The sequence below is a fragment of the Mesorhizobium sp. WSM1386 genome (assembly GCF_055901595.1).
Map to the genome: position 1 here is coordinate 5095934 of NZ_CM148373.1, position 20138 is coordinate 5116071.

Here is a 20138-nt window from a genome sequence, read left to right on the forward strand (position 1 = left end):
CCACTTGCTGCCGCCTTCCTCCTAACGACCCAAACCCTCGCGACGGCGAACGAGGGATTGAAGCACTGCCGCCAACACGATGATCGCGGCGGTCGCGAGCAGCTGCATGGCAGGCGTGATGTTGTTGAGCTGAAGAATGTTGGCCAACGCGCCGAGCATGATGGTGCCGGCAACGGTGCCGACCATCGAGCCGGCACCACCGAACAGGCTGGTGCCGCCGATGACCACGGCGGCGATGGCGGTCAGCTCGTAGCCCATGCCGTCATTGGCGCTGCCGAAATTGAACTGGCCGGCATGCACGATGCCGGCAAGCGCCGCGGCAAAGCCGGTGATGGCATAGACCGAGATCTTCACCATGGATACGGGCACGCCGGAAATGCGCGCCGCGCGCTCATTGCCGCCGACGGCAAAGACGTAGCGGCCGAAGCGCGTGGTGTTGAGCACCACCGTCGCGATCGCGGCAAAGACGATGAAGACCAGCGTCGCCACCGGTACGGTGTTGTTGAACAGACGCTCGCCCAGCACGGCAAACACCGGCGGCGCCAGGCCCGGCCCGTCGCCATAGGAGATGTTGATGTACTGGTTGCCGGAGACGACGAGTGCCAGACCGCGCGCGGCCTGCAGGCCGGCGAGCGTGACGATGAAGGGTTCGAGCCGGAAACGGGTGGAGATGGTGCCCTGGATGGTGCCGAAGACGATGCCCATGACCAGCACGGCAAGGATGGTGGGGATGAGGCCGAAACCGCCGGAAATCATCATCGATGCTGTCACCACGCTAGACAGGCCAAGCACGGCGCCGACCGAGAGGTCGATGCCGGCGGTGATGATGACGAAGGTCATGCCGATGGCGATGATGCCGGTCTCCGACACGGCGCGCACGATGTTGGCGATGTTGTCGGGGTTCAGGAACAGGATCTCGCCATGCCGACGCGGCGAGAAGATGATGCCGCCGATCGCCACCAGCACCAAGCCGATCAGGCTCTGGAAGCGCACGATGAGGGCCAGCGGGTCGCGATGCTTTGGCGCTGCCGCCGGCACCGCCGGAGCTACCGCCACCGAGATCTTTTCGTCCGCCATCAGGCCTCCCTGCCATTTGCCGCGGCCAGCACCGTGTGCTCGTCGACGCCGCCGATGAATTCTGCCACATTGCGCCCCTGGCGCAGCACCACGATGCGATCGCAGAGCCCGATCAGTTCGGGCATCTCGCTGGAGGCGACCAGGATGCCGAGGCCCTGTGCCGCCAATTGCCGCAACCGCGCGTAAATCTCGCCCTTGGCGCCGACATCGACGCCGCGTGTCGGCTCGTCGAGCAGCAGCAGCCGGGGATTGCCGAGGATTTCCTTCGCCAGCACCACCTTCTGCTGGTTGCCGCCGGACAACGCGCCGACGGCGATGTCGGGGTTCTTCGGCCGGATGTCGAACTGGCCGAAGGATTGCCGCACCGCATCGGCCTGGCGGCGCGGCGACATCAACCCGGCCGGCGAGATGCGGCGGATCACCGACATGACGAGGTTGAGGCCAACCGCCATCCTGAGCATCAGGCCGCTGCCGCGGCGGTCGTCGGTGACAAAGGCAATGCCGGCCGCGCGCGCCGCCTTGATCGAATCCAGTTTCACCGGCCGCCCGTCGATGGCGACCTCGCCCTCCCAGCGGCCGGACAGGCCGGCGCCGTAGAGCGCGCTGAGCAGTTCCGTACGCCCTGCCCCCATGATGCCGGCCAGCCCGACGATCTCACCCGCGTTGACGTCGAGCGAGATGCCGGTCGGCGGCTGCCATCCGGCACTTTCATGGGCAAGCCTGAAGCTCGCATCGCGCAGGCTGAGCAGCGTCTTGCCGGCGGTCTTCGAGCGTTCGGGATAAAGCTCGTCCAGCGGCCGCCCGACCAGGAGCCGAACCAGTTCCGCCTGCGGCGCGTGCGGCTCGGTGACGCCGGCAATGCTGCCGTCGCGCATCACCGTCACCCGGTCGGCGATCTGCGGCACCTCTTCCAGGCGATGCGAGATGTAGACGATGCCGACGCCGGTGGCGGCAAGCTTGCGCATGATGTCGAACAGCCTTTCGACCTCACCGACCGTCAGTGCCGCCGTCGGCTCGTCCATGATCAGCACGCGCGAGGCGTAGGACAGCGCCTTGACGATCGCCACGACCTGGCGCTGGCCGATCGACAGGTCGGCGACCATCGCCGCCGGATCTATGGCAACCTCGATGGCTTCCAGCCGCTTGCGGGCCTCGCCGCGCATCGCCGGCACGTCGAGGAAGCCGCCCGGCCGCATCAGCTCGCGGCCGAGGAACAGGTTGGCGGCGACGTCGAGCGTCGGCACCAGGTCGAGCTCCTGGAAGATGGTGGCGATGCCGGCGGCTTGCGCCTCGCGCGGATTGTTGAAGGTTACCTGCTTGCCGTCGATGAGGATGGTGCCCTCGTCCGGCGTGTAGACGCCCGATAACAGGTTCATCAGCGTCGACTTGCCGGCGCCGTTCTCGCCGAGCAGGGCGTGGATCTCGCCCGCCTTGAGGTCGAAGTCGACGCCGCGCAGCGCCTGGACGCCGCCAAAGCGCTTGACCGCACCGGTAACGGAAAGCAACGGCGCGCTCATATTGACCTCACAGCGACAGACCCCACAGAGCCCGACCTCACGGGGGCCGACCTCATGGGAACCGGCCCCGCACAGGATTGCCGGACCTGCAGCGTCGCCTGCAGCCGGACCGCCTGCGGCTCCAGGCCGCTCGACGCGATGCGGGCGCACAGCAAGGTCGCTGCCTGCCGGCCGATCTCGGTGCAGGGCTGCGCGACGAGCGTCAGCCGCGGCTCGAAGCAATCGGCCCATTCGAAATCATCGAAACCGGCAAGCGAGAGATCCCCCGGTATCGAGAGGCCCCTTTCGCGGATTGCCCGCACCGCTCCGATGGTCGTCATGTTGTTGCCGGTGACCAATGCCGTGGGCGACGACGGCAGGGACAGGATGGCGTGGGTCGATGCCGTGGCGCTCGCCGTGTCGACGTTCTCGGGCGAGACATAGTGCGGCAGGCACTCAAGTCCATTGGCGGCGAGCGAGGCGCGAAAAGCCTCGATGCGTTCGCGCGTCGTCGCCAGGCCCGGCTGGCCGGCGATATAGCCGATGCGCTTGTGGCCGAAGGAGGCGACGTGGTCGATGAGCGCCCGCATCGCGGTTTCGTTCTCGACGCCGATCTGGTCGAAGCGCTGGTCGGCGAAGCGGTCGATGAGCACGCAAGGCAGTTTCTTCTCGGCCAGGTAGTCGATGGCGCGCTGCGGCGAACCCGACGGTGCCAGGATGACGCCGTCGACCCGGCGCTGGTGGAAGGCGCGGACCACCGACAACTCACGGTCAGGATCTTCCTGCGTGTCGGAGAGGAACACCATGAGGCCGAGCCGCGCGCATTCGGCCTCAACCGCGCAGATGATGTCGGTGAAATAGGGATTGGAGATCGCCGAGATCGCCAGGCCGACACTGTTGGTCGAGGCCACCTTCAACGACCGTGCCAGCTCGTTGGGCTGATAGCCCATCGCGGCAATCGCATCATTGATGAGCCGCGCCTTCTCCGGCGAGACGAAGCGGGTGTGGTTGATGACATGCGAGACGGTCGAAACCGACACGCCGGCGCGGCGCGCGACCTCAGCCATTGTCGGCATGATGGCTCAATCGGAGTGCTGGCAAGCGCTCCTCCCTGATGATGCGTTTCCTGGCCCGCTCTAATTGATTTCGGCGGATTTTGGGAAACCATAATGTCATCGAAACGTTTGCGCAATCGCTTCGATGCGTTTTTTCGCCGAGACCATTCGTTGTGGTGCTGCGGTAATCGCGCAATCTTATCTTTAGCGGAAAATAGAGCGTGCGCGCACGATTGACCTGCCGATACTCGTGAGAACACATAGCGGTATCGTTCGGGATCGCAGAAGCATCTGGGTCCAGCTTCACGAAGAAAGGCTCGCTTGAAATGGCTGGTATTTTCTATTTCCGGAGCCCGGCTGGTCGTTGAGGCGTCGGGCGAGCGAGGGGCTGGTTTTCCGCATCGGGCGCCGGATCGACGCAAGGTCGTCGTTGGCCGGCATTCCCGGCCTGAGATTCACGAAACCGGGCAAACCTCGGTTATCTCCATGCCAAGCACGGCGCGACGCCGGCGACGTTATCTGGCGCGACGGGTCCGCACAGCGGAGGTGCCCGGCATGATGCGTGGTGACCCAGCCGAATGAACGAGCCGACGGTAGCAATCTGCATGCTCGCGATCGGCAAGCCAGGCTATGCGCTGGCGGCGCGCGAAGCCGTTACGTCCTTTCTCCGGAACACGGATTTCGAAATCTATATAGTCACGGATCGGTTCTCCGCCCCAATGCTGCCGTCCTCGCCGCGCATCCATCTCAACTTGCTCGACGCCGCACGGCAGGAATACCGGGCCGACGGGTTTCTGGCCAAATTCGACGCATTGGCCTGGTGTCTCGGGCAGTCCAGCGCCGAGATCATTGTTCAGGTCGATGCCGATACCATCCTGTTGCGCCCCCTGGCGGCGGCCGAGGTGTCGACGGCGCTGGGCGAACAGCGGATGGCAATGGTCGAACAGACCGGCATCGCTGGTTCGGGCATGACGCCGGGGGATTTCCAGGAACATTACAGCAAGCGCTCGCTAGCATTCATCGACGGGTCAGCGGCGGCGCCACCCGCGATATCGTTTCGCTACTTCAACAGTGGGGTGGTGCTGGCCTTCAGGGACGAACTGCAGCTTCTGCTGGAGTGGGTAGCGGCCCGGCGGTTGCTTCTGCCTGCCGACCACTCGGTTGGCGCGCACATGATCGCCGACCAGGACTATTTCCAGGTGTGGGCAAACTCAGTGGTGCCGGATCGCTGCGCCTCCCTCTCCTGGCAATGGAACCATTGCGGCCACTGGGATACGGGCTTTCCCCGACGCGACGCGCTGATCGCCCACTTCAGCAACTTCTGCAACGGCCCCGAATTTGAAACCGTTCTCGCGATGCATAACCTTCTTGCCGAAGGTCCCGACCTTCTTGCCGAAGGTCCCGCCGGCCCCTTGCTAGACAACGCAGCGACAGGGCAACCTGCCGACCTGGCGTTCATCATCATTACCTACAACTCGTCAAAGATAATCGGCTACTGCCTCGACGCCCTGCCGGACCAGCATGAGATCATTGTCGTCGACAATGCCTCGACCGACGAGACACTCGATCACGTGACGCATGAGGGCGTGACCATCATCCGGAACAAAAACAATGAGGGTTTCGCCGCCGCTGCCAACCAAGGCGCCGCCGCCGCCAGCGCCAAATATCTATGCTTCCTCAACCCGGACTGCCTTGTGACATCGGCCGCGGTCGAGGCGGCACTCTCGACGCTTCGTCGAAAACCCGATGCTATGATCGTTCCCGACTATGTCGACTGGCATGGCGGAGTCACAGCCGGTCGCCAGCCCGGCTATTCCCGATTCAAGCTGACAGCCGACCTTCTTGACAATAACGGCATGGCGAAATGGGCTCGGCGCCTGAGACGTCTCCCATTCTATCACGACCACAAGTGGAGCTGGCCGCTCGCGGCCGCCCTGTTCGTTCGACGAGAGATTTTTCATGCTATCGGCGGTTTCGACGAGAGATACTTTTGCTACATGGAAGATGTCGCGGTCGGATTTGAAATGGCACGGCGTGGGCTCGAAATCGTCGAACTGCACCATGTGCTGCCGCATCTCGGTCAGCGAGGCGCGGATATCCCGACCTCCGTCCGGATCTCGTTGATCGACAATGCGCGGCTCAAGTTCGCGGAGCTGCATTACGGCCGTGCCTTTGCGGCTACGCTTCGCGGTCTGCGATGGGTTCTCCATCGCCGCCTCCGTATCAGGGAAGCGCTGCGCCGAAAACGGTGGCGTGCGCTGGAAGGCCGATGAACTACTATGTTCTGCCTGGGGTCGGTATATATGGCGGCATCAAGGTTGGCTTCCAGTTCGCGCAGTTGCTGACGGACGCCGGCGTGCCGATGGCGGTCGCGACCCCTGGCAACCTTGCGCCTTCATGGTTCCGATGCAGTCAGCCTGTGGTGGACAGGCAGCAGGTCGTCGCGAATGCCGGGAAGAGCGATACGCTCATCTTCTCATTGCCGCACGACTATCCCGAGTTGAAGGCAACTGGCGCGCGGCTGATCTTCCACTGCCAAGGTACCGACCCCCTCATCAACCCCATTCTGCACGACAGGGATGTCACCGTGCTGACGTGTTGGGAACAAGCGACGACTTATGCAATGTTCGTCGCCCGGCGCGTTTCGATCGATGTCGGCATATCGATCTCCGACGCTTTCTTCCATGACGGATCCCCCAAGGACGAGCGGTGCGCAGCCTTCATGCCGCGCAGAGGCGCCGCGATAGCCCAATCGGCGAAGAAGCATGTGCTCTCCCTCCGCTTCCTGCCGATTGACGGTGTTAGTGAAGATATCTGCGCGAACAGTCTTAAGCGCTCCGGGTTCTTCCTGGGCACGGCAGTCTCTGAAGGCTTCGGACTGCCGGCGCTCGAGGCGATGGCGGCGGGCTGCGTTGTAGTATCGGTTCCAGTCGTCGGCGGGATGGAGTATCTCAGACATGGGCATACCGCGTACATCGCTGAGCCGACAGAACTGCCAGCCGCGCTCGCCGAAATCAGCAAGCAAGGCGCAGGCTCCCGGCGTGCCGCACTGCGCGACGGCGGCGCGGCGATGGCATCCCGTTACCGCATCGCGGTTCAGAGAAAGAAACTGCGATCTGCTATGGAGGCGGGCTTGAAGGACGCCTTGTCATGGAGCTAAGCGTCATCGTTCCTTCATGGGGCCTGACGGCGCTGCTGCGAAGTTGCTTGCTGCAGCTTGAGCATGCCTTGGCGAGGACACAGCTAGGCAAGACCTGTGTCGTCGTCGTCGACAATGGCTCCGCCATACCCTATCTCGCCGATGATCTCGCACCGGCGCAAGTGCGGATCGTCAGGCTGGATCTAAGGCATTCCTTCTCGGCAGCCTGCAATCGCGGCGCTCGCGAGCTTGCTGCCACACGGTACCTCTTCCTCAACAATGACGTGCTTCTGCATCCAGACGCTCTGGTGGAGATGCTTGAGATCTTCCGTGACCACAAGGTTGGCATCTGCGGCACAAGGCTGGTCTTGCCCGACGACACGATCCAGCATTGCGGTGTGCGGTTCGACGCTGGAGAACGTGGCCCCTATCACCAGGATCATGGCAGGCGAAGCGCGATCGTCAGCCGGGCGACGACTTTCCCGCAGGCCGTGACGGCGGCTGCCATGATGATCGACCATGCGGCCTTCAACGCCTTGAACGGTTTCGACGAGACATTCCCTTTCGGCTATGAGGATGTCGATCTCTGTCTTCGGGCACGGCAATTGGGAATCCGCATCGCATGTGGCCAGCGCCGGGATTCATTGCATCTGGAATCGACCTCGGACCGGCGGCCTGACCGCCACAAGGCCTCGCGCAAACTGTTCTTCGAGCGGTGGCGTGGGCGCTACACCATAGACGGAGACGAGAGCGGGTGACGCAGGCAAACGAGATATCGCTGATCGTCCATACGCGGGATTCGGCACTGACCTTGCCCCGGCTGCTGGCAACCACCGCCTGGGCATCGGAGCGCATCGTCATCGATATGCAAAGCGGCGATGCGACCATCGAGATCGCACGTGCGGCCGGCTGCCGGGTGGTGAGTTGTGCGATCGTCGATGCCGTCGACGCAATCCGCAACCAATACCTGCCGCAGGCGCAAAACGACTGGGTGCTTGTTCTGGATTCCGACGAGTACCTCGCCGACGACGCATACGAGGCACTGCAAGGGCTTGTGCGCGACTACAGTGACAACACTGACGCCTTTGCGCTGCCAAGATTCAACTCCGTCGCCGGCCATGTCATGCGCGGCTCCGGTTTCTATCCGGATCACCAGATACGGTTTTTCCGCAAAGGGACCGTCGCCTGGCAACCAGGCCATCATCGCGTACCGCAGGTTCTGACCGGTGCCAAGCGCCTTCGTCGGCTGGAGGCGCCGAACTGCCTCCACATTCACCACGAAAACTATGTAGACATCGCTTCGTTCATTGCCCGGCAGGCGCGCTATGCGCTAAGCGATTCGTACGATCCCAATCCCGACAATTTCGATTTCGGGACCTATGTCGCCGAGGCCTATGCCGAGTTCGAACGGCGCCATGAGCCCGCCAATGACGGTGAACTTTCCACCGCAGTGGCAACCGTGCTTGCCTGGGACCGGATCATGCGCGGGCTGATCCACTGGGAACGGTTAGGGCGCCAACAGCCACTCAACCCGGCCTTCTCCCTGCCGATCGTGCCAACCGCCCAAAAACACCAAGGCAGATTGCGCCATCAGCCGCGCGAGATCGGGCGTCGGCTTCGCCGGTTCTTCCAGCGTCGGCGGCGCTAGTTTGCATCACTTTGCGCGCTGCGCAATTTCGATCAAACCGGCCGCGTGGAAAACGGCAGTATGATCTGGCCAATGCGGGAAGGAGAGCCATGAACCCGACCGAAAAAGCGCTGTGGTTCGTCGAGAGCCATCTGCCGGACGCGATATCACTCGACGATGTCGCCCAAAGCAGCGGTGTGTCGCGCTTTCATGTGACGCGCGCCTTCGGCGCCGCCACCGGTCGCTCGGTCATGGGTTATATGCGCGCGCGGCGCCTGAGCGAGGCGGCGCGTAGGCTGGCCGGCGGGGCGCCCGACATCCTGCGCGTCGCGCTCGACGCCGGCTACAACTCGCATGAGGCTTTCACCCGGGCCTTCCGTGACCAGTTCGGCACCACGCCGGAACTGGTGCGCGCGCAAGGTTCGACCAAGTCCCTCGACCTCGTGGAGCCAATCCTGATGGACCAGTCCCCTCTCACCAAACTTGAACCGCCACGCTTCGAGACCAGCCGGCCGTTCCTGATCGCAGGTCTCGGCGAACGCTACAGCTGCGAAACCAGTGCCGCCATTCCGATGCAATGGCAGCGCTTCGGCCCCTATATCGGCAACATTCCGGGCGAGACCGGCGACGTCGCCTACGGCGTCTGCGTCAACGGCGACGATGCCGGCAATTTCGACTACATCGCCGGCGTCGAGGTGACGGACTTTTCCGATCTTCCCAGGGAATTCAGCCGCGTGCGGATACCGGCTCAGAAATATGCGGTGTTCTCGCATCGCGAGCACATCTCGACCATCCGCCGTACGGTCAACACGATCTGGAACACATGGCTGCCCGCGTCCGGGCACGAGGTGGCCGACGCGCCAGATTTCGAGCGCTATGGTCCGGAGTTCGATCCGCGCAGCGGCAATGGCGGGCTGGAGATCTGGATACCGGTCAAATCATAGCCGGAAAGCGCCGGCTGGTTCTTCCTTTTCCCCTTGTAGGAGAAGGTGGCCTCGCGAAGCGAGGTCGGATGAGGGGTGTTCCAGCTTGACACCGACAGCGCTCCGGCCAACACCCCTCAACCGTCTCGGCGCTGCGCGCCGATCCACCTTCTCCCGCAAGGGGAGAAGGAAGGAGATGCTACAGCTCCAGGTTCCAGTTCTGGCCGACCAGGTCCTTGCCGAAGGAATGGTGCCGCTCTTCCTCGGTCAGCTGGAAGCCGGCCGCCTGGTAGATGTGCCGGGCGGCCGAGAGAATGTCGTTGGTCCACAAAGTCAGCGTCTTGTACCCCTTGGCGCGGGCAAAGCCGATGCATTCCTCGACCAGCCGCTTTCCGATGCCGAGGCCGCGCGCCGAAGGTTCGACATAGAGCAGGCGCAGCTTCGCCACATGGTCGGACTTGCGCACGATGAAGACCGAGCCGACGACCTCGCCCTCCCGTTCGGCGACCCAGGCGCGCTCCCATTTCGGGTCGAAGGATTTGACGAACGCCGCGAGGATCTCGGCGACCAGTGCCTCATAGGTTTCGTCCCAGCCATATTCCTGCGTGTATAGCATTCCTTGCCGGCGGGTGATCCAGCCGATGTCGCCGACCTGCAGCGGCCGCAGGATGTAAGGCACCCCAGGTTCAAGCTTGTCGCCGAGCAGGTCCTGCACAATGCGCATCGCCTTGACCAGGCGGTCCTGATCGGCGGGCGCCAGACGATCGAGCAACGCACGCACCTGATCGTGCGAATCCTGGTTAAGCGGCGCAAATGCATCCTTGCCCGCCGGCGTCAACGCAATCGAGGCGCGGCGCGCATCAGCTTCCGTCGCGGCGCGTTCGACCAAGCCCCGCTCCTCGAATTTCTTCAGCAGGCGGCTGACGTAGCCGGGATCGAGACCGAGATCGCGCACAAGGTCGCTGGCAACGAGCCCGTCGCGATGGGCAAGCTCATAAAGCACCCGCGCCTCGGTCAGCGAGAACGGGCTCTTTAACAGCCCCTCGTCAAGCAGGCCGATCTGGCGGGTATAGAAGCGGTTGAAGGCCCGCACCGCATCGATCAGTTCCTTGCCGCGGTGATTGTGGATAGTCATAGCGGTTTCTCCTGTCTTGGACAGGATCGATGATTTAGTTGACTGAGTCAATGAAATGGCGAGGCACCACGCAACTTCGTCATTCTAGGGCGGAGCAAGGAGCGAAGCGACGCAGCGCGACCCTAGAATCCATGCCGTGACCTATGAGCTTCGCCTTGGCGAAAGTCTCGGCTCCTGAACCCAGCATGGAAGGTTCTCTTTCTGGACCGTCTCACGCTGCGGCAGATGCAACGGCATGGATCCTAGGGTCTGCGCTCCGCTTCGCGTCGCTCCGCCCTAGGATGACGACGTCTCGGTTGCCAGCGCTAGTGGCAACGCCGTGATGCGCTCTCACATCATCGGCAACACCGGCCAGCGATCGACGATTTTGCCGCCGGAAAGCACCGCGATCGGCCCGAATTGCTGCAGCACGGCCTCGCTCTGCGTCGGTCGCAGGAATGCATAGTCGCCCGGCCTGGCGACGGCATCGGCAGGCAGACCCATGAATTGCTGGTTGGAAGACAGGCCAAGCAGGCCGTTCGTCGTCATCCCCCGGGGAAATGCCGGTTCGGCCATCCATTTGCCGCCATAGAGATAGCAGCCCTTGCGCGGAAACCGGCCGAGCACCCGCAGCAGGCGGGAAACAGCCGGCGGGCCGGGCAGTATCGGCTCGACCACCTTCAGGATCGGCGTCGCGATGAAAGCCGCCGGCTGGAAGCCGTCGAGGCCGGGCGTATCGAAATCGCCGGGCAGCACGAAGGCCGAACCCATCGACACTTCGTTGGCCATGCCGCCGCGGTGGAGCAGCGCGGTCTTGGAGCCGCCGATGTTGAGAATGCCGCGCTGGCCGTCGCCGAGGCACGCAACGAAAGCGGTGGCCCGCTCCGACGCTCGTGCCAGCGCCCTCGCTGGCCCGCCGAACAGGCCGGGAATGTGCGGCGCATGCGCCTCATAGGCCATGACGCCCTCGCAGCGCAGCCTTTTGTGCGCCGACAGTCCCTTCAAGGCTTGCGACAAGGCCGCCGGGTCAGCGAAGCCGCCGCGATGCAGCCCGACGTCGATTTCGAAGGCGATGCGCAGGTCGACATCGAGCTCGGCTGCCAGGGCGCCACACTCCGCCAGCCGCTCCTGCGTGTCGATCAGCCAGCAGATGCGTGTCCGGTCAACTTCGCCCTTCGAAAGCATGGCCTTTGCCGCTCCGACCGACATTGGCTTGCCGTACAGGAGATCCGCATCCGGAAACGCCTTCAGCACCGCCTCGCTGATCGGCGGATGGAACGTCATGAAGCGATCGGTCCCAAGCGCCTTGCCGATGTGCGAAAGCAGCGGCAGGCAGGCGAGCGACTTGTCGACCAGCCGCACCGCAAGGCCGGGGTCAAGTCTCGCTTTGACCAGGGCAATGTTGCTATCCAGCCGGTCGCGGTCGAGCAGCAGGCAGGGCTGGAAGATGCCGGCTTGCTTCAGCGCCTCTGACAGCGTGGCGAAATAGGCGCTCATCGGTCGACACCGAAAGGACTGGGCTCGATGCCGAACAGGCCAGCCATGTAGGGCGAGACGAAACGGTTCTGCGGATCGATGTCGCGGCGCACCGCCATCGCATCGTCCCAACGCGGGTAAAGCTTCTTCAGGTCCGCCGCTTGCAGGCCGTGCATCTTGCCCCAATGCGGCCTGCCGCCATATTTGTGGAAGATCGGCTCGGCCGCGCGCATGAACGGCAGCGGATCGTTGGCGGCATCGTGGTGGATGGCGATCGAACAGGTCGGCCTGTCATGGAAGGGCGAAAGCCAGAACCGATCGGCCGCGACGCTGCGCACCTCCATCGGGAAATAGACCTCGGGAAAGCGCTTCTCGGTGAGTTCGATGATTTCGGCCAGCGCTTTCGGGCCCTCCTCGAAGGGAAGGTGATATTCCATTTCGTTGAATTTTGTCTGCCGGTCGCTGGCATAGACGTTGATCCAGTCCTGCACATAGTCCTCGGATGGCACTTTGGCGACGGCGCCCAGGATCAGCCGGCGGCGCAGCGACGGCAGCCAGGCAAGCGCGGTGCGAAGCCGGCGCAGCGTGCTCAACGAGCTCTCGTCATCCTCGGTCGGGCGTGCGGTGGTCGCCTCGGTGCTGAAATCACTGGCGATGAACTGCGCATAGCCGGAGAACGGAATGTAATAGAACTCGGCCGACCGGTGCGCGGTCATCATGGTCTCGAAATCGCGCAGCATGTCGGCGATCGGCAGCACCCATTTGCGGCGGCGCAGGCGGTAGGTCGGGATGTTGTTGAGCGTCACTTCGCTGAGGATGCCGAAAGCGCCGAGCGCGACGCCGATGGCGTGGATCATGTCCTGATCCCCTGCCCGACTGAAGTCACGGACCTTGCCAAGCCCGTCGACGATCTGCACCGTCTCCAACTGCGTATGATAGGCGCCGAGCATCGGTCCGGAGCCATGGGTGGCGGTTCCCAGTGCGCCGCCGATCGCCTGGCGGTCGATGTCGCCCATATTGGGCAGGCCCTGGCCGATGCCTTGAAGGATGTGCATCAGCGAACCGAGCCGCGTCCCTGCCCGCACGCGCGCCTGATGCTTTTGCGCGTCATGCGAGACCAGGCCTTCGAGCTTCTCGAGCGACAGGATCGTGCCCTGCGATTTCACCAGCGGCGTGAAGGAATGACCGGCGCCGACGACGCGGACGGGACCAGGTGCCGTGCGAATGAGATCGCCGAGTTCGCCGGCATCGGCGGGGCTGGCGATCAGCCGTGGCTCGGCGGTGACAAAGCCGGACCAGTTGCTCCAGGTTTTCGACATGGCGCTCACGCAACAATCCGGCGACGCCGCGCCACCAGGATGAACAGGCCGAGCAACGCCACGCTGGCGACGGCGCTGACGGCGGCGAATTCCGGCACCGGGCGAAAATCCTTGCCGTCGATGAGCAGCGACGCCGCGACCGGACCGATCGCCAGGCCAAAGAGTTGGGCGGCCGGCACCAAAAGCACGGCGGTGCGCGTCTCGTCGGCGGTGATCGCCAGCCGGATCTGGTAGGGCACGATGAACAGGAGGATGAAACCCATCACCAGGGCGGTGACCCAGAAGGTGGTGAGACCAGGTCCGCCGGCGAGCACGAGCGAGGCGACGACCGCGACGGCGCCAATGGCTGCGATGGCGATGCGATAGTCGATGCGCGCCTCGAACACGGTCGCCGTCATCGCGCCCAGGACCTGCACCGCGAGGCTGGCCGAGACGATCAGGCCAACGGTGCGGCCGTCGATGCCGAATTGCGCGCCGAGCGGCTCGAGAAAGGCCCACACCGCGCCGAAGAACATGAAGTAGCAGAAGACCGACAGCAAAGCGGTGATCGAGGGAACCGTCAGCACATTGGCCAGATCCTCCTCCTTCGGCAGATCGGCGTAGTTAGCGGGAACAATGAAGGCGATCACGAGCGACAGGACGCAGACGACCGCGAGGCTGAAGAAGCCGCCGGCCGATCCGGCGGCGGGGATGACATAGAGCGCCAGCAGCAACGCCAGGGCGCATTGCGCCAGGGTCTGCATGGTGACGAAATAGCCACCGATGCGCTCGGCTCGCCGCGAACGGGCGATCAATTCGGTGGCGACCGCGACCAGGCCGCCCTCGGCGAGACCAGCCAGGGCGCGTGCGGCCATCAATGTGCCGGCGCCGGCGGCATAGGCCGTCCATATGTTCGCCAGTGCCAGCAGCAGCAGCAGAACCGCACTTTTCCAGCGCATGTTATGGGCGGACAGCAGCATCGCCACGATCGCCGAGCCGATGGCGATGGCGATCATCTCGGCGGTGGCGACCAGCGCCAGTTCATCGCCGCTGACATGGCCCTCGGTATAGAGGGCGCCGAGCAGCACGGGCTGCAGCCCAAGGATCAGCAGGCCGACCGACCCGATCCACAGAGCCGAGGCTAGCTGCCCGCCGGTCGGATTGCCGACCAGCCAATCGCCATTGCCCCTGTGTCCGGTGCCCTTGTGTCCGGTGCCGGTGTGGCCGGTATTTGTCGAAGCCAAAGGCGCCTCCCAACGTCCTTGCCGCGCGGCAAAAAAACTGACAATCTGTCAGGATTCCAGAAACTGATACTTGATCATATTTGTTGTCAACCAGAATTTGAAAACGCGCGCGAAAGACCGGTGCATGGTTGAAGCAAGGCAGACGATGATCGAGCCGAGGCGCAGGCCCAAGCAGGAGCGCAGCCGCGAGCGCATCGACGCCATCCTGTCGACGACCATGCGGCTGATCGGCGAGAAGGGCATCGATGCCGTCACCATGAAGGAGGTCGGCATGCTGGCGGGCGGGCCGATCGCTACCGTCTATCACTACTTCCCCAACAAGTCGGCGATCCTGGCGATGCTCTATGAGCGCTTCTCCGAGGTCAGCCGCGCACGGCTATCAGCGATTGTCGCCGATGTCCGCGAAGCCAAGGACATCATCGTGGCGGCCGACCGGTTGCTCGACGACTATCGCGGCCGCGTTGCCGGCGATCCGGCCATCCAGGATCTGCAGAACGCCATCCAGGCCGACAAGGCGCTCAAGAATCTCGACATCGCCGAGACCCGGCATCAAGCCAGGATGTTCTGCGACCACGTCATCGCCTTGCTCGCGCCGGACAAGCACGAGCAGTTCGAACGCATGGTTCTCTTGATCTTCCAGCTCGCCGGTGGCGTGGTGCGGCTGGCGCTCGCGGAAGGCGAAGCCGAAAGCCGCCGGACCATCGAGGATTACCGGTCGATCATCCACACCCAGTTGCGGCTGTTTTTGTAGCCCTGGCGATCGTCAGTAAGCTGCCGCGAATGAGAGGTCCCGGACGGCGAAAGCATCAGAACGCCCGCTATGCGAGCTGGCGGACTAGGCCTTCGAAGCCGTCGGCAAGATTGGCATTGCCGGCAGCGAGAAACGCGGAAAGATTGCGGGCGCCACCGGGCGTCTTGTTGGCATCAAGCAGCACCGCCCTGCCCTCATGCATGACGAAATCGAACTTTCCGTAGTCAAAGCCAAGCCGGCGCCTCAGCGCGCGAAGCTCCTCGGGAACCGGAACCGGCTCACGGCGGATCGTGTCGTCGCCTTTGACGAGGCTCTGCGGCGAGACGTGGCGGGTGCAGCGCTCGCGCTCGCCGCAGAATATCCAGAAGCGGGCTCCAAAGCCGTCCGGTTCCGGCTCGGGAATGAATTTTTCGACGACGAGATCGCTGCGGTCGAAGACCGCCGGCGCAACCTCCGAAAGGGATGCATAGACGCGATAACCCTCGATAGGCTCGACGCCGGGAAACGGCTTCGGCTTTCCGGCACGCAGCGATCGCCGGTTGAGCGTCTGCTCCCGCATCCCGAGATTGTTGAGATTGCTCTTGACGATGACCGGCCCTGGCCAGTCGTCGTCCTTGCCGATCGCCGCGCCACTGATGCGTCGCTTGGAGATGTCGGCGGCCCCAATGTTCAGGCAGAAGGGAAAAGCGCGTGCGTATTCGACATATTCGGGTGGCGTCACGGTCGCGTCGACGTGCAGCACCGCTATATCGGCCTCCGGCTTTGCCGACGTTCCGGGGATTATGCGGACGGAATGTCCGCGTCGCTTCAGTTCCTCCAGCAGATCGAACAGCATGTAGGGGCTGTCGCGGCGAAACAGCGGCCCGCGCCGGCGTTCGAACCTGTCGAACTCATGCGTAATTACCGCGATGCGCGTCATGCTTCCCCCGCTTGGTCTCTTTAACGTCCTCTATTATAGCTGCCAATACAACGCGGGCTTGGGGCTGTGGATGACCGACCATTGGAATACCATTCGAAGGCATTGGCAGTTGCTCGGGCCACCTTTGCGGCCGCCAGCGGAAGCGGTTGAGGCCTATGAGCGTGAGCTCGACCTTTCGAAGGCGCACGTCATTCTGCTCGGCGTAACACCGGAACTCGCCGGGCTCGGGACGACGATGACGGCCGTCGATGAATCGTCCGACATGATCGCCGGTATCTGGCCAGGCGACACCGCGTTTCGAAAGGCGATCAACGGCGACTGGCTGGACTTGCCGGTACCGAACGCAAGCGTCGATGCGGTGATCGGCGACGGCTGCCTGTCGGCGCTCGGCCTTTCAACCGCGCGCCGGGCGCTGTTTGCGGCGATCGCCGGCGTACTGCGCACCGACGGCCGGGCGGGACTGCGTCTCTTTGCCGGTCCCGAAACACCGGACGATCCGGCGGCGGTGCGGGCGCTTGCACTCTCGGGCGGTGTCTCGACCTTCCACGAACTCAAATGGCGCGTCGCAATGACCGCGACGGGCGATGCGCCCGACCATGCCATTCCGGTCAGGGCGATCGCGGAAAGGTTCGACGCACTGTTTCCTGACCGCAACGAGCTTTCGGCTCGCACAGGCTGGGACCTGCCCACCATCGGCACCATCGATGTCTATCGGAACTCGCCGGCCATCTACACCTTCGCGCCGGCGACTACACTGGTGAGCGAGGCGGAAGCGTTTTTTGGTGATGTTCGCATCGCTTTGACCGGGAGCTATGGGCTTGCCGAGCGATGCCCGCTGTTGGTGCTGCGGGCGCCAAGACACTGAAGGCGCCAAGACACTGAAGTTAGCAGGACGGCGCTCAAGCCGGGGCAGGCACAACCCAGGCTTTCTAAAATCGTGCGGCAGCATGAGAAAAATTTCGCTCGCATCGCGGCCTTCGCCCGCCTTGACTCTCGCCAGCCGTCAGCCTATTTCAGCGCCACGTTAGCACTCGCCTTTGGTGAGTGCTAACTACAGGGCCCGGCGCCGCCGGGCTTTGTTGTTGTCCGGCTTCGCCGGATGGAGGAACTGTTTCTCACCGTTCTCATCGAGGAAGAAAAAATGGCAAAGTCGAAGTTCCGCCCGCTTCATGACCGCGTGGTCGTTCGCCGGGTCGAATCCGAATCCAAGACCGCTGGCGGGATCATCATCCCGGATACGGCAAAGGAAAAGCCGCAGGAAGGCGAGATCATCGCCGTCGGCTCCGGCGCTCGCGACGAAGCTGGCAAGCTGGTCCCGCTGGACGTCAAGGCCGGCGACCGCATCCTTTTCGGCAAGTGGTCGGGCACCGAAGTCAAGCTCAATGGCGAAGACCTTCTGATCATGAAGGAATCCGACATCATGGGCATCATCGGCTGATCATCGGCCTCACCGTCAACTGAATTCCGGGCTTACCCCAAGCCCCTGCCAGGAGCTAAAAAATGGCTGCCAAAGACGTAAAATTCTCCCGTGATGCCCGCGAGCGCATGCTGCGCGGCGTCAACATCCTCGCCGACGCGGTGAAGGTCACGCTCGGCCCCAAGGGCCGCAACGTCGTCATCGACAAGTCGTTCGGCGCCCCGCGCATCACCAAGGACGGCGTCACCGTCGCCAAGGAAATCGAGCTTGAGGACAAGTTCGAGAACATGGGCGCCCAGATGGTCCGCGAAGTCGCTTCGAAGACCAACGACATCGCCGGCGACGGCACCACGACCGCGACCGTCCTGGCGCAGTCGATCGTCCAGGAAGGCCACAAGGCCGTTGCCGCCGGCATGAACCCGATGGACCTGAAGCGCGGCATCGATCTGGCCGTGACCGAAGTCGTCGCGGCGCTCGGCAAGGCTGCCAAGAAGATCAAGACCTCCGAGGAAGTTGCCCAGGTCGGCACGATCTCGGCCAATGGCGACGAGTCGGTCGGCAAGATGATCGCGGAAGCGATGCAGAAGGTCGGCAACGAAGGCGTCATCACGGTTGAAGAGGCCAAGACCGCCGAGACCGAGCTGGAAGTCGTCGAAGGCATGCAGTTCGACCGCGGCTACCTGTCGCCCTACTTCGTCACCAACGCCGACAAGATGGTTGCCGAGCTCGAGGACGTCTACATCCTGCTCCACGAGAAGAAGCTCTCCAACCTGCAGGCCATGCTGCCGGTTCTCGAAGCCGTCGTGCAGACCTCCAAGCCGCTGCTCATCATCTCGGAAGACGTCGAAGGCGAGGCCCTGGCCACGCTGGTGGTCAACAAGCTGCGTGGCGGCCTGAAGATCGCCGCTGTCAAGGCTCCGGGCTTCGGCGATCGCCGCAAGGCCATGCTGGAAGACATCGCCATCCTCACCGGTGGCCAGGTTATCTCGGAAGACCTCGGCATCAAGCTCGAGAACGTCGGCCTCAACATGCTCGGCCGCGCCAAGAAGGTGTCGATCTCCAAGGAGAACACCACCATCGTCGACGGCGCCGGCAAAAAGGCCGAGATCCAGGGCCGCGTTGCCCAGATCAAGCAGCAGATCGAAGAGACCACGTCGGACTACGACAAGGAGAAGCTGCAGGAACGTCTGGCGAAGCTCGCCGGCGGCGTTGCCGTGATCCGCGTCGGCGGTGCGACGGAAGTCGAAGTCAAGGAAAAGAAGGACCGCGTCGATGACGCCCTCAACGCGACCCGCGCGGCCGTGGAAGAAGGCATCGTTGCAGGCGGCGGCGTTGCCCTGCTGCGCGCTTCGGCCAACATCAAGGCCACCGGCGTCAATGCCGACCAGGCCGCCGGCATCAACATCGTGCGTCGTGCGCTGCAGGCTCCGGCCCGCCAGATCGCGGCCAACGCCGGTGCGGAAGCTTCGATCGTTGCCGGCAAGATCCTTGAGAACAAGGGCGCGACCTTCGGCTACAACGCCCAGTCGGGCGAATATGGCGACATGATCGCCATGGGCATCGTCGACCCGGTCAAGGTCGTGCGCACCGCTCTCCAGGACGCGGCCTCGGTCGCCGGCCTGCTCGTCACCACCGAAGCCATGATCGCGGAGGCTCCGAAGAAGGAGTCGGCTGGCGGCGGCGGCATGCCTGGCGGCATGGGCGGCGGCATGGGCGGCATGGGCGGCATGGATTTCTAAGAAATCCATAAAGCACGCCCATGAACTCACATTGCTCAAGCCCGCAAGCGGGCTTGAGTGGCGGCATGGATTTCTAAGAAATCCATAAAGCACGCCCATGAACTCACATTGCTCAAGCCCGCAAGCGGGCTTGAGTGGCGGCATGGATTTCTAATCCGCGCTTCCATCAGCCTTCAGATACGGAAAGGGCGGCAGCGATGCCGCCCTTTTTGCTTGCATGCTTCCTGATCGCCGCCCTTCGATGCCCTCAGACGGTTGTATCCGCGCGTTGCCGTGCCTCCCCAGCCAGCACGGCGCCTTCAATCAGTGCCGCGACCTCGTCGGCCACCGCCTTCAATGGCGCGCGGTCGCGGGTGGCGCGCGCGATCACCATCAGCCCTTCCAGCGATGATTCGACCAACAGCGCCAAGGCATGCGCGCGACGCTCTGGCACCCCTGCCCTGACGAAGGCATCTCGCAGCAAGCCTATCCACTGCTCGAAGGCCGAGCGGCACAGATCAGCCAACTCCGGCACATCGGTCGGCGAATCCAGCACGACCGGGGCGATCGGACAGCCGAGCGAAAACTGGTTGTCCTCCAGCATGCGCGCCACCGACTGGTAGATATGATGGACGGCCACCGCCGGATCGCGCTCCGCGGCCAGCGCCTCGGTGAGCCGCTCCGTCACCTCGGCAACGCTATCGCGCGTCACCTCGATCACCAGTTGGTCCTTGCCGCCGGGAAAATGGAAGTAGAGCGAACCGCGCGGCGCGCCGCTGGCGCTCAATATGTCGTTGAGCGAAGTGCCGTGATAGCCGCGCTGCCTGAGCAGCAGTCCGGTCGTTTCGAGTATGCGGGCCCGTGTATCGTTCGCCATGTCAACC

19 protein-coding genes are annotated in these 20138 nt (G+C 63.6%); 9 read left to right on the forward strand and 10 right to left on the reverse strand.

The window, feature by feature from the left end; all coding sequences use genetic code 11:
• Positions 1-21 precede the first annotated feature (21 nt).
• From AC0NIH_RS25020 to AC0NIH_RS25035, 4 genes are read right to left on the reverse strand one after another with little or no spacing between them, the layout of a single operon-like run.
• Positions 22-1077 carry an ABC transporter permease gene (locus AC0NIH_RS25020; protein WP_023779330.1) on the reverse strand — a complete coding sequence of 352 codons (1056 nt, stop codon included), beginning with the start codon at positions 1075-1077 and terminating at the stop codon, positions 22-24.
• Entirely contained in the window at positions 1077-2594 is a 1518-nt protein-coding gene (locus tag AC0NIH_RS25025) for a sugar ABC transporter ATP-binding protein (protein ID WP_473468619.1), read from the reverse strand. The genes AC0NIH_RS25020 and AC0NIH_RS25025 overlap by 1 nt, the downstream gene beginning before the upstream one ends.
• Positions 2591-3649, reverse strand: a complete 1059-nt coding sequence (locus AC0NIH_RS25030; RefSeq protein WP_473468622.1) for a LacI family DNA-binding transcriptional regulator — start codon at positions 3647-3649, stop codon at positions 2591-2593. The genes AC0NIH_RS25025 and AC0NIH_RS25030 overlap by 4 nt, the downstream gene beginning before the upstream one ends.
• Positions 3633-3935, reverse strand: a complete 303-nt coding sequence (locus AC0NIH_RS25035) for a hypothetical protein (RefSeq protein ID WP_473468624.1) — start codon at positions 3933-3935, stop codon at positions 3633-3635. Before AC0NIH_RS25035 ends, AC0NIH_RS25030 begins: the two co-directional genes overlap by 17 nt.
• A 271-nt stretch (positions 3936-4206) precedes the next feature.
• On the opposite strand from AC0NIH_RS25035, the gene AC0NIH_RS25040 reads away from it, so the two are divergent.
• The 5 genes from AC0NIH_RS25040 (at position 4207) to AC0NIH_RS25060 (ending at position 9338) form a co-directional block, all read left to right on the forward strand.
• The gene (locus AC0NIH_RS25040) at positions 4207-5901 is read left to right on the forward strand and encodes a glycosyltransferase (protein ID WP_473468626.1); all 1695 of its coding nucleotides are present in this window, start codon (positions 4207-4209) and stop codon (positions 5899-5901) included.
• Complete coding sequence (locus tag AC0NIH_RS25045; protein WP_473468628.1) at positions 5898-6788, forward strand: glycosyltransferase; 891 nt, start codon at positions 5898-5900, stop codon at positions 6786-6788. Before AC0NIH_RS25040 ends, AC0NIH_RS25045 begins: the two co-directional genes overlap by 4 nt.
• Entirely contained in the window at positions 6779-7525 is a 747-nt protein-coding gene (locus AC0NIH_RS25050; protein WP_473468630.1) for a glycosyltransferase family 2 protein, read from the forward strand. Before AC0NIH_RS25045 ends, AC0NIH_RS25050 begins: the two co-directional genes overlap by 10 nt.
• Positions 7522-8415, forward strand: coding sequence for a glycosyltransferase family 2 protein (locus AC0NIH_RS25055; protein WP_473468632.1), 894 nt, complete (start codon positions 7522-7524; stop codon positions 8413-8415). The genes AC0NIH_RS25050 and AC0NIH_RS25055 overlap by 4 nt, the downstream gene beginning before the upstream one ends.
• A gap of 89 nt (positions 8416-8504) precedes the next feature.
• Positions 8505-9338, forward strand: coding sequence for an AraC family transcriptional regulator (locus AC0NIH_RS25060; protein ID WP_473468633.1), 834 nt, complete (start codon positions 8505-8507; stop codon positions 9336-9338).
• A 178-nt stretch (positions 9339-9516) separates the two neighbouring features.
• On the opposite strand, the gene AC0NIH_RS25065 is transcribed toward AC0NIH_RS25060, so the two are convergent.
• The 4 genes from AC0NIH_RS25065 to AC0NIH_RS25080 form a co-directional block, all read right to left on the reverse strand.
• Positions 9517-10452, reverse strand: a complete 936-nt coding sequence (locus AC0NIH_RS25065; protein WP_473468635.1) for a bifunctional helix-turn-helix transcriptional regulator/GNAT family N-acetyltransferase — start codon at positions 10450-10452, stop codon at positions 9517-9519.
• A 330-nt stretch (positions 10453-10782) separates the two neighbouring features.
• A complete protein-coding gene (locus AC0NIH_RS25070; protein ID WP_473468636.1) occupies positions 10783-11928 on the reverse strand; it encodes a DSD1 family PLP-dependent enzyme in 1146 nt (381 codons plus the stop codon).
• Positions 11925-13226 carry a D-arabinono-1,4-lactone oxidase gene (locus tag AC0NIH_RS25075; RefSeq protein ID WP_473468648.1) on the reverse strand — a complete coding sequence of 434 codons (1302 nt, stop codon included), beginning with the start codon at positions 13224-13226 and terminating at the stop codon, positions 11925-11927. Before AC0NIH_RS25075 ends, AC0NIH_RS25070 begins: the two co-directional genes overlap by 4 nt.
• A 5-nt stretch (positions 13227-13231) precedes the next feature.
• Complete coding sequence (locus AC0NIH_RS25080; RefSeq protein WP_473468638.1) at positions 13232-14449, reverse strand: MFS transporter; 1218 nt, start codon at positions 14447-14449, stop codon at positions 13232-13234.
• A 124-nt stretch (positions 14450-14573) separates the two neighbouring features.
• Between AC0NIH_RS25080 and AC0NIH_RS25085 the strand changes: the two genes are divergently transcribed.
• Positions 14574-15200, forward strand: coding sequence for a TetR/AcrR family transcriptional regulator (locus AC0NIH_RS25085; protein ID WP_473468640.1), 627 nt, complete (start codon positions 14574-14576; stop codon positions 15198-15200).
• A gap of 67 nt (positions 15201-15267) precedes the next feature.
• Here the strand turns inward: AC0NIH_RS25085 and AC0NIH_RS25090 are convergent, their stop codons facing one another.
• Entirely contained in the window at positions 15268-16119 is an 852-nt protein-coding gene (locus tag AC0NIH_RS25090; protein ID WP_023779317.1) for an ATP-grasp domain-containing protein, read from the reverse strand.
• A 70-nt stretch (positions 16120-16189) separates the two neighbouring features.
• On the opposite strand from AC0NIH_RS25090, the gene AC0NIH_RS25095 reads away from it, so the two are divergent.
• From AC0NIH_RS25095 to groL, 3 genes are all read left to right on the forward strand, one after another.
• A complete protein-coding gene (locus AC0NIH_RS25095) occupies positions 16190-16984 on the forward strand; it encodes a class I SAM-dependent methyltransferase (protein WP_473468641.1) in 795 nt (264 codons plus the stop codon).
• A gap of 276 nt (positions 16985-17260) precedes the next feature.
• Entirely contained in the window at positions 17261-17557 is a 297-nt protein-coding gene (gene groES / locus AC0NIH_RS25100; RefSeq protein ID WP_006203049.1) for a co-chaperone GroES, read from the forward strand.
• A 62-nt stretch (positions 17558-17619) separates the two neighbouring features.
• Positions 17620-19275: a chaperonin GroEL gene (groL, locus tag AC0NIH_RS25105; protein WP_013896172.1), complete on the forward strand. Its 1656-nt coding sequence runs from the start codon at positions 17620-17622 to the stop codon at positions 19273-19275.
• A 247-nt stretch (positions 19276-19522) separates the two neighbouring features.
• Here the strand turns inward: groL and AC0NIH_RS25110 are convergent, their stop codons facing one another.
• Positions 19523-20131, reverse strand: a complete 609-nt coding sequence (locus AC0NIH_RS25110) for a TetR/AcrR family transcriptional regulator (protein ID WP_023766449.1) — start codon at positions 20129-20131, stop codon at positions 19523-19525.
• Between the last annotated feature and the right edge of the window lie 7 nt (positions 20132-20138).

Excerpts from the sequence above, each read along its gene's own strand:
- AC0NIH_RS25020 (WP_023779330.1), bottom strand. The coding sequence starts at position 1,077 with ATGGCGGACGAAAAGATCTCGGTGGCGGTAGCTCCGGCGGTGCCGGCG.
- AC0NIH_RS25025 (WP_473468619.1), bottom strand. The coding sequence starts at position 2,594 with ATGAGCGCGCCGTTGCTTTCCGTTACCGGTGCGGTCAAGCGCTTTGGC.
- AC0NIH_RS25030 (WP_473468622.1), bottom strand. The coding sequence starts at position 3,649 with ATGCCGACAATGGCTGAGGTCGCGCGCCGCGCCGGCGTGTCGGTTTCG.
- AC0NIH_RS25040 (WP_473468626.1), top strand. The coding sequence starts at position 4,207 with ATGAACGAGCCGACGGTAGCAATCTGCATGCTCGCGATCGGCAAGCCA.
- AC0NIH_RS25045 (WP_473468628.1), top strand. The coding sequence starts at position 5,898 with ATGAACTACTATGTTCTGCCTGGGGTCGGTATATATGGCGGCATCAAG.
- AC0NIH_RS25050 (WP_473468630.1), top strand. The coding sequence starts at position 6,779 with ATGGAGCTAAGCGTCATCGTTCCTTCATGGGGCCTGACGGCGCTGCTG.
- AC0NIH_RS25060 (WP_473468633.1), top strand. The coding sequence starts at position 8,505 with ATGAACCCGACCGAAAAAGCGCTGTGGTTCGTCGAGAGCCATCTGCCG.
- AC0NIH_RS25065 (WP_473468635.1), bottom strand. The coding sequence starts at position 10,452 with ATGACTATCCACAATCACCGCGGCAAGGAACTGATCGATGCGGTGCGG.
- AC0NIH_RS25070 (WP_473468636.1), bottom strand. The coding sequence starts at position 11,928 with ATGAGCGCCTATTTCGCCACGCTGTCAGAGGCGCTGAAGCAAGCCGGC.
- AC0NIH_RS25075 (WP_473468648.1), bottom strand. The coding sequence starts at position 13,226 with ATGTCGAAAACCTGGAGCAACTGGTCCGGCTTTGTCACCGCCGAGCCA.
- AC0NIH_RS25085 (WP_473468640.1), top strand. The coding sequence starts at position 14,574 with ATGGTTGAAGCAAGGCAGACGATGATCGAGCCGAGGCGCAGGCCCAAG.
- AC0NIH_RS25090 (WP_023779317.1), bottom strand. The coding sequence starts at position 16,119 with ATGACGCGCATCGCGGTAATTACGCATGAGTTCGACAGGTTCGAACGC.
- AC0NIH_RS25095 (WP_473468641.1), top strand. The coding sequence starts at position 16,190 with ATGACCGACCATTGGAATACCATTCGAAGGCATTGGCAGTTGCTCGGG.
- groES (WP_006203049.1), top strand. The coding sequence starts at position 17,261 with ATGGCAAAGTCGAAGTTCCGCCCGCTTCATGACCGCGTGGTCGTTCGC.
- groL (WP_013896172.1), top strand. The coding sequence starts at position 17,620 with ATGGCTGCCAAAGACGTAAAATTCTCCCGTGATGCCCGCGAGCGCATG.
- AC0NIH_RS25110 (WP_023766449.1), bottom strand. The coding sequence starts at position 20,131 with ATGGCGAACGATACACGGGCCCGCATACTCGAAACGACCGGACTGCTG.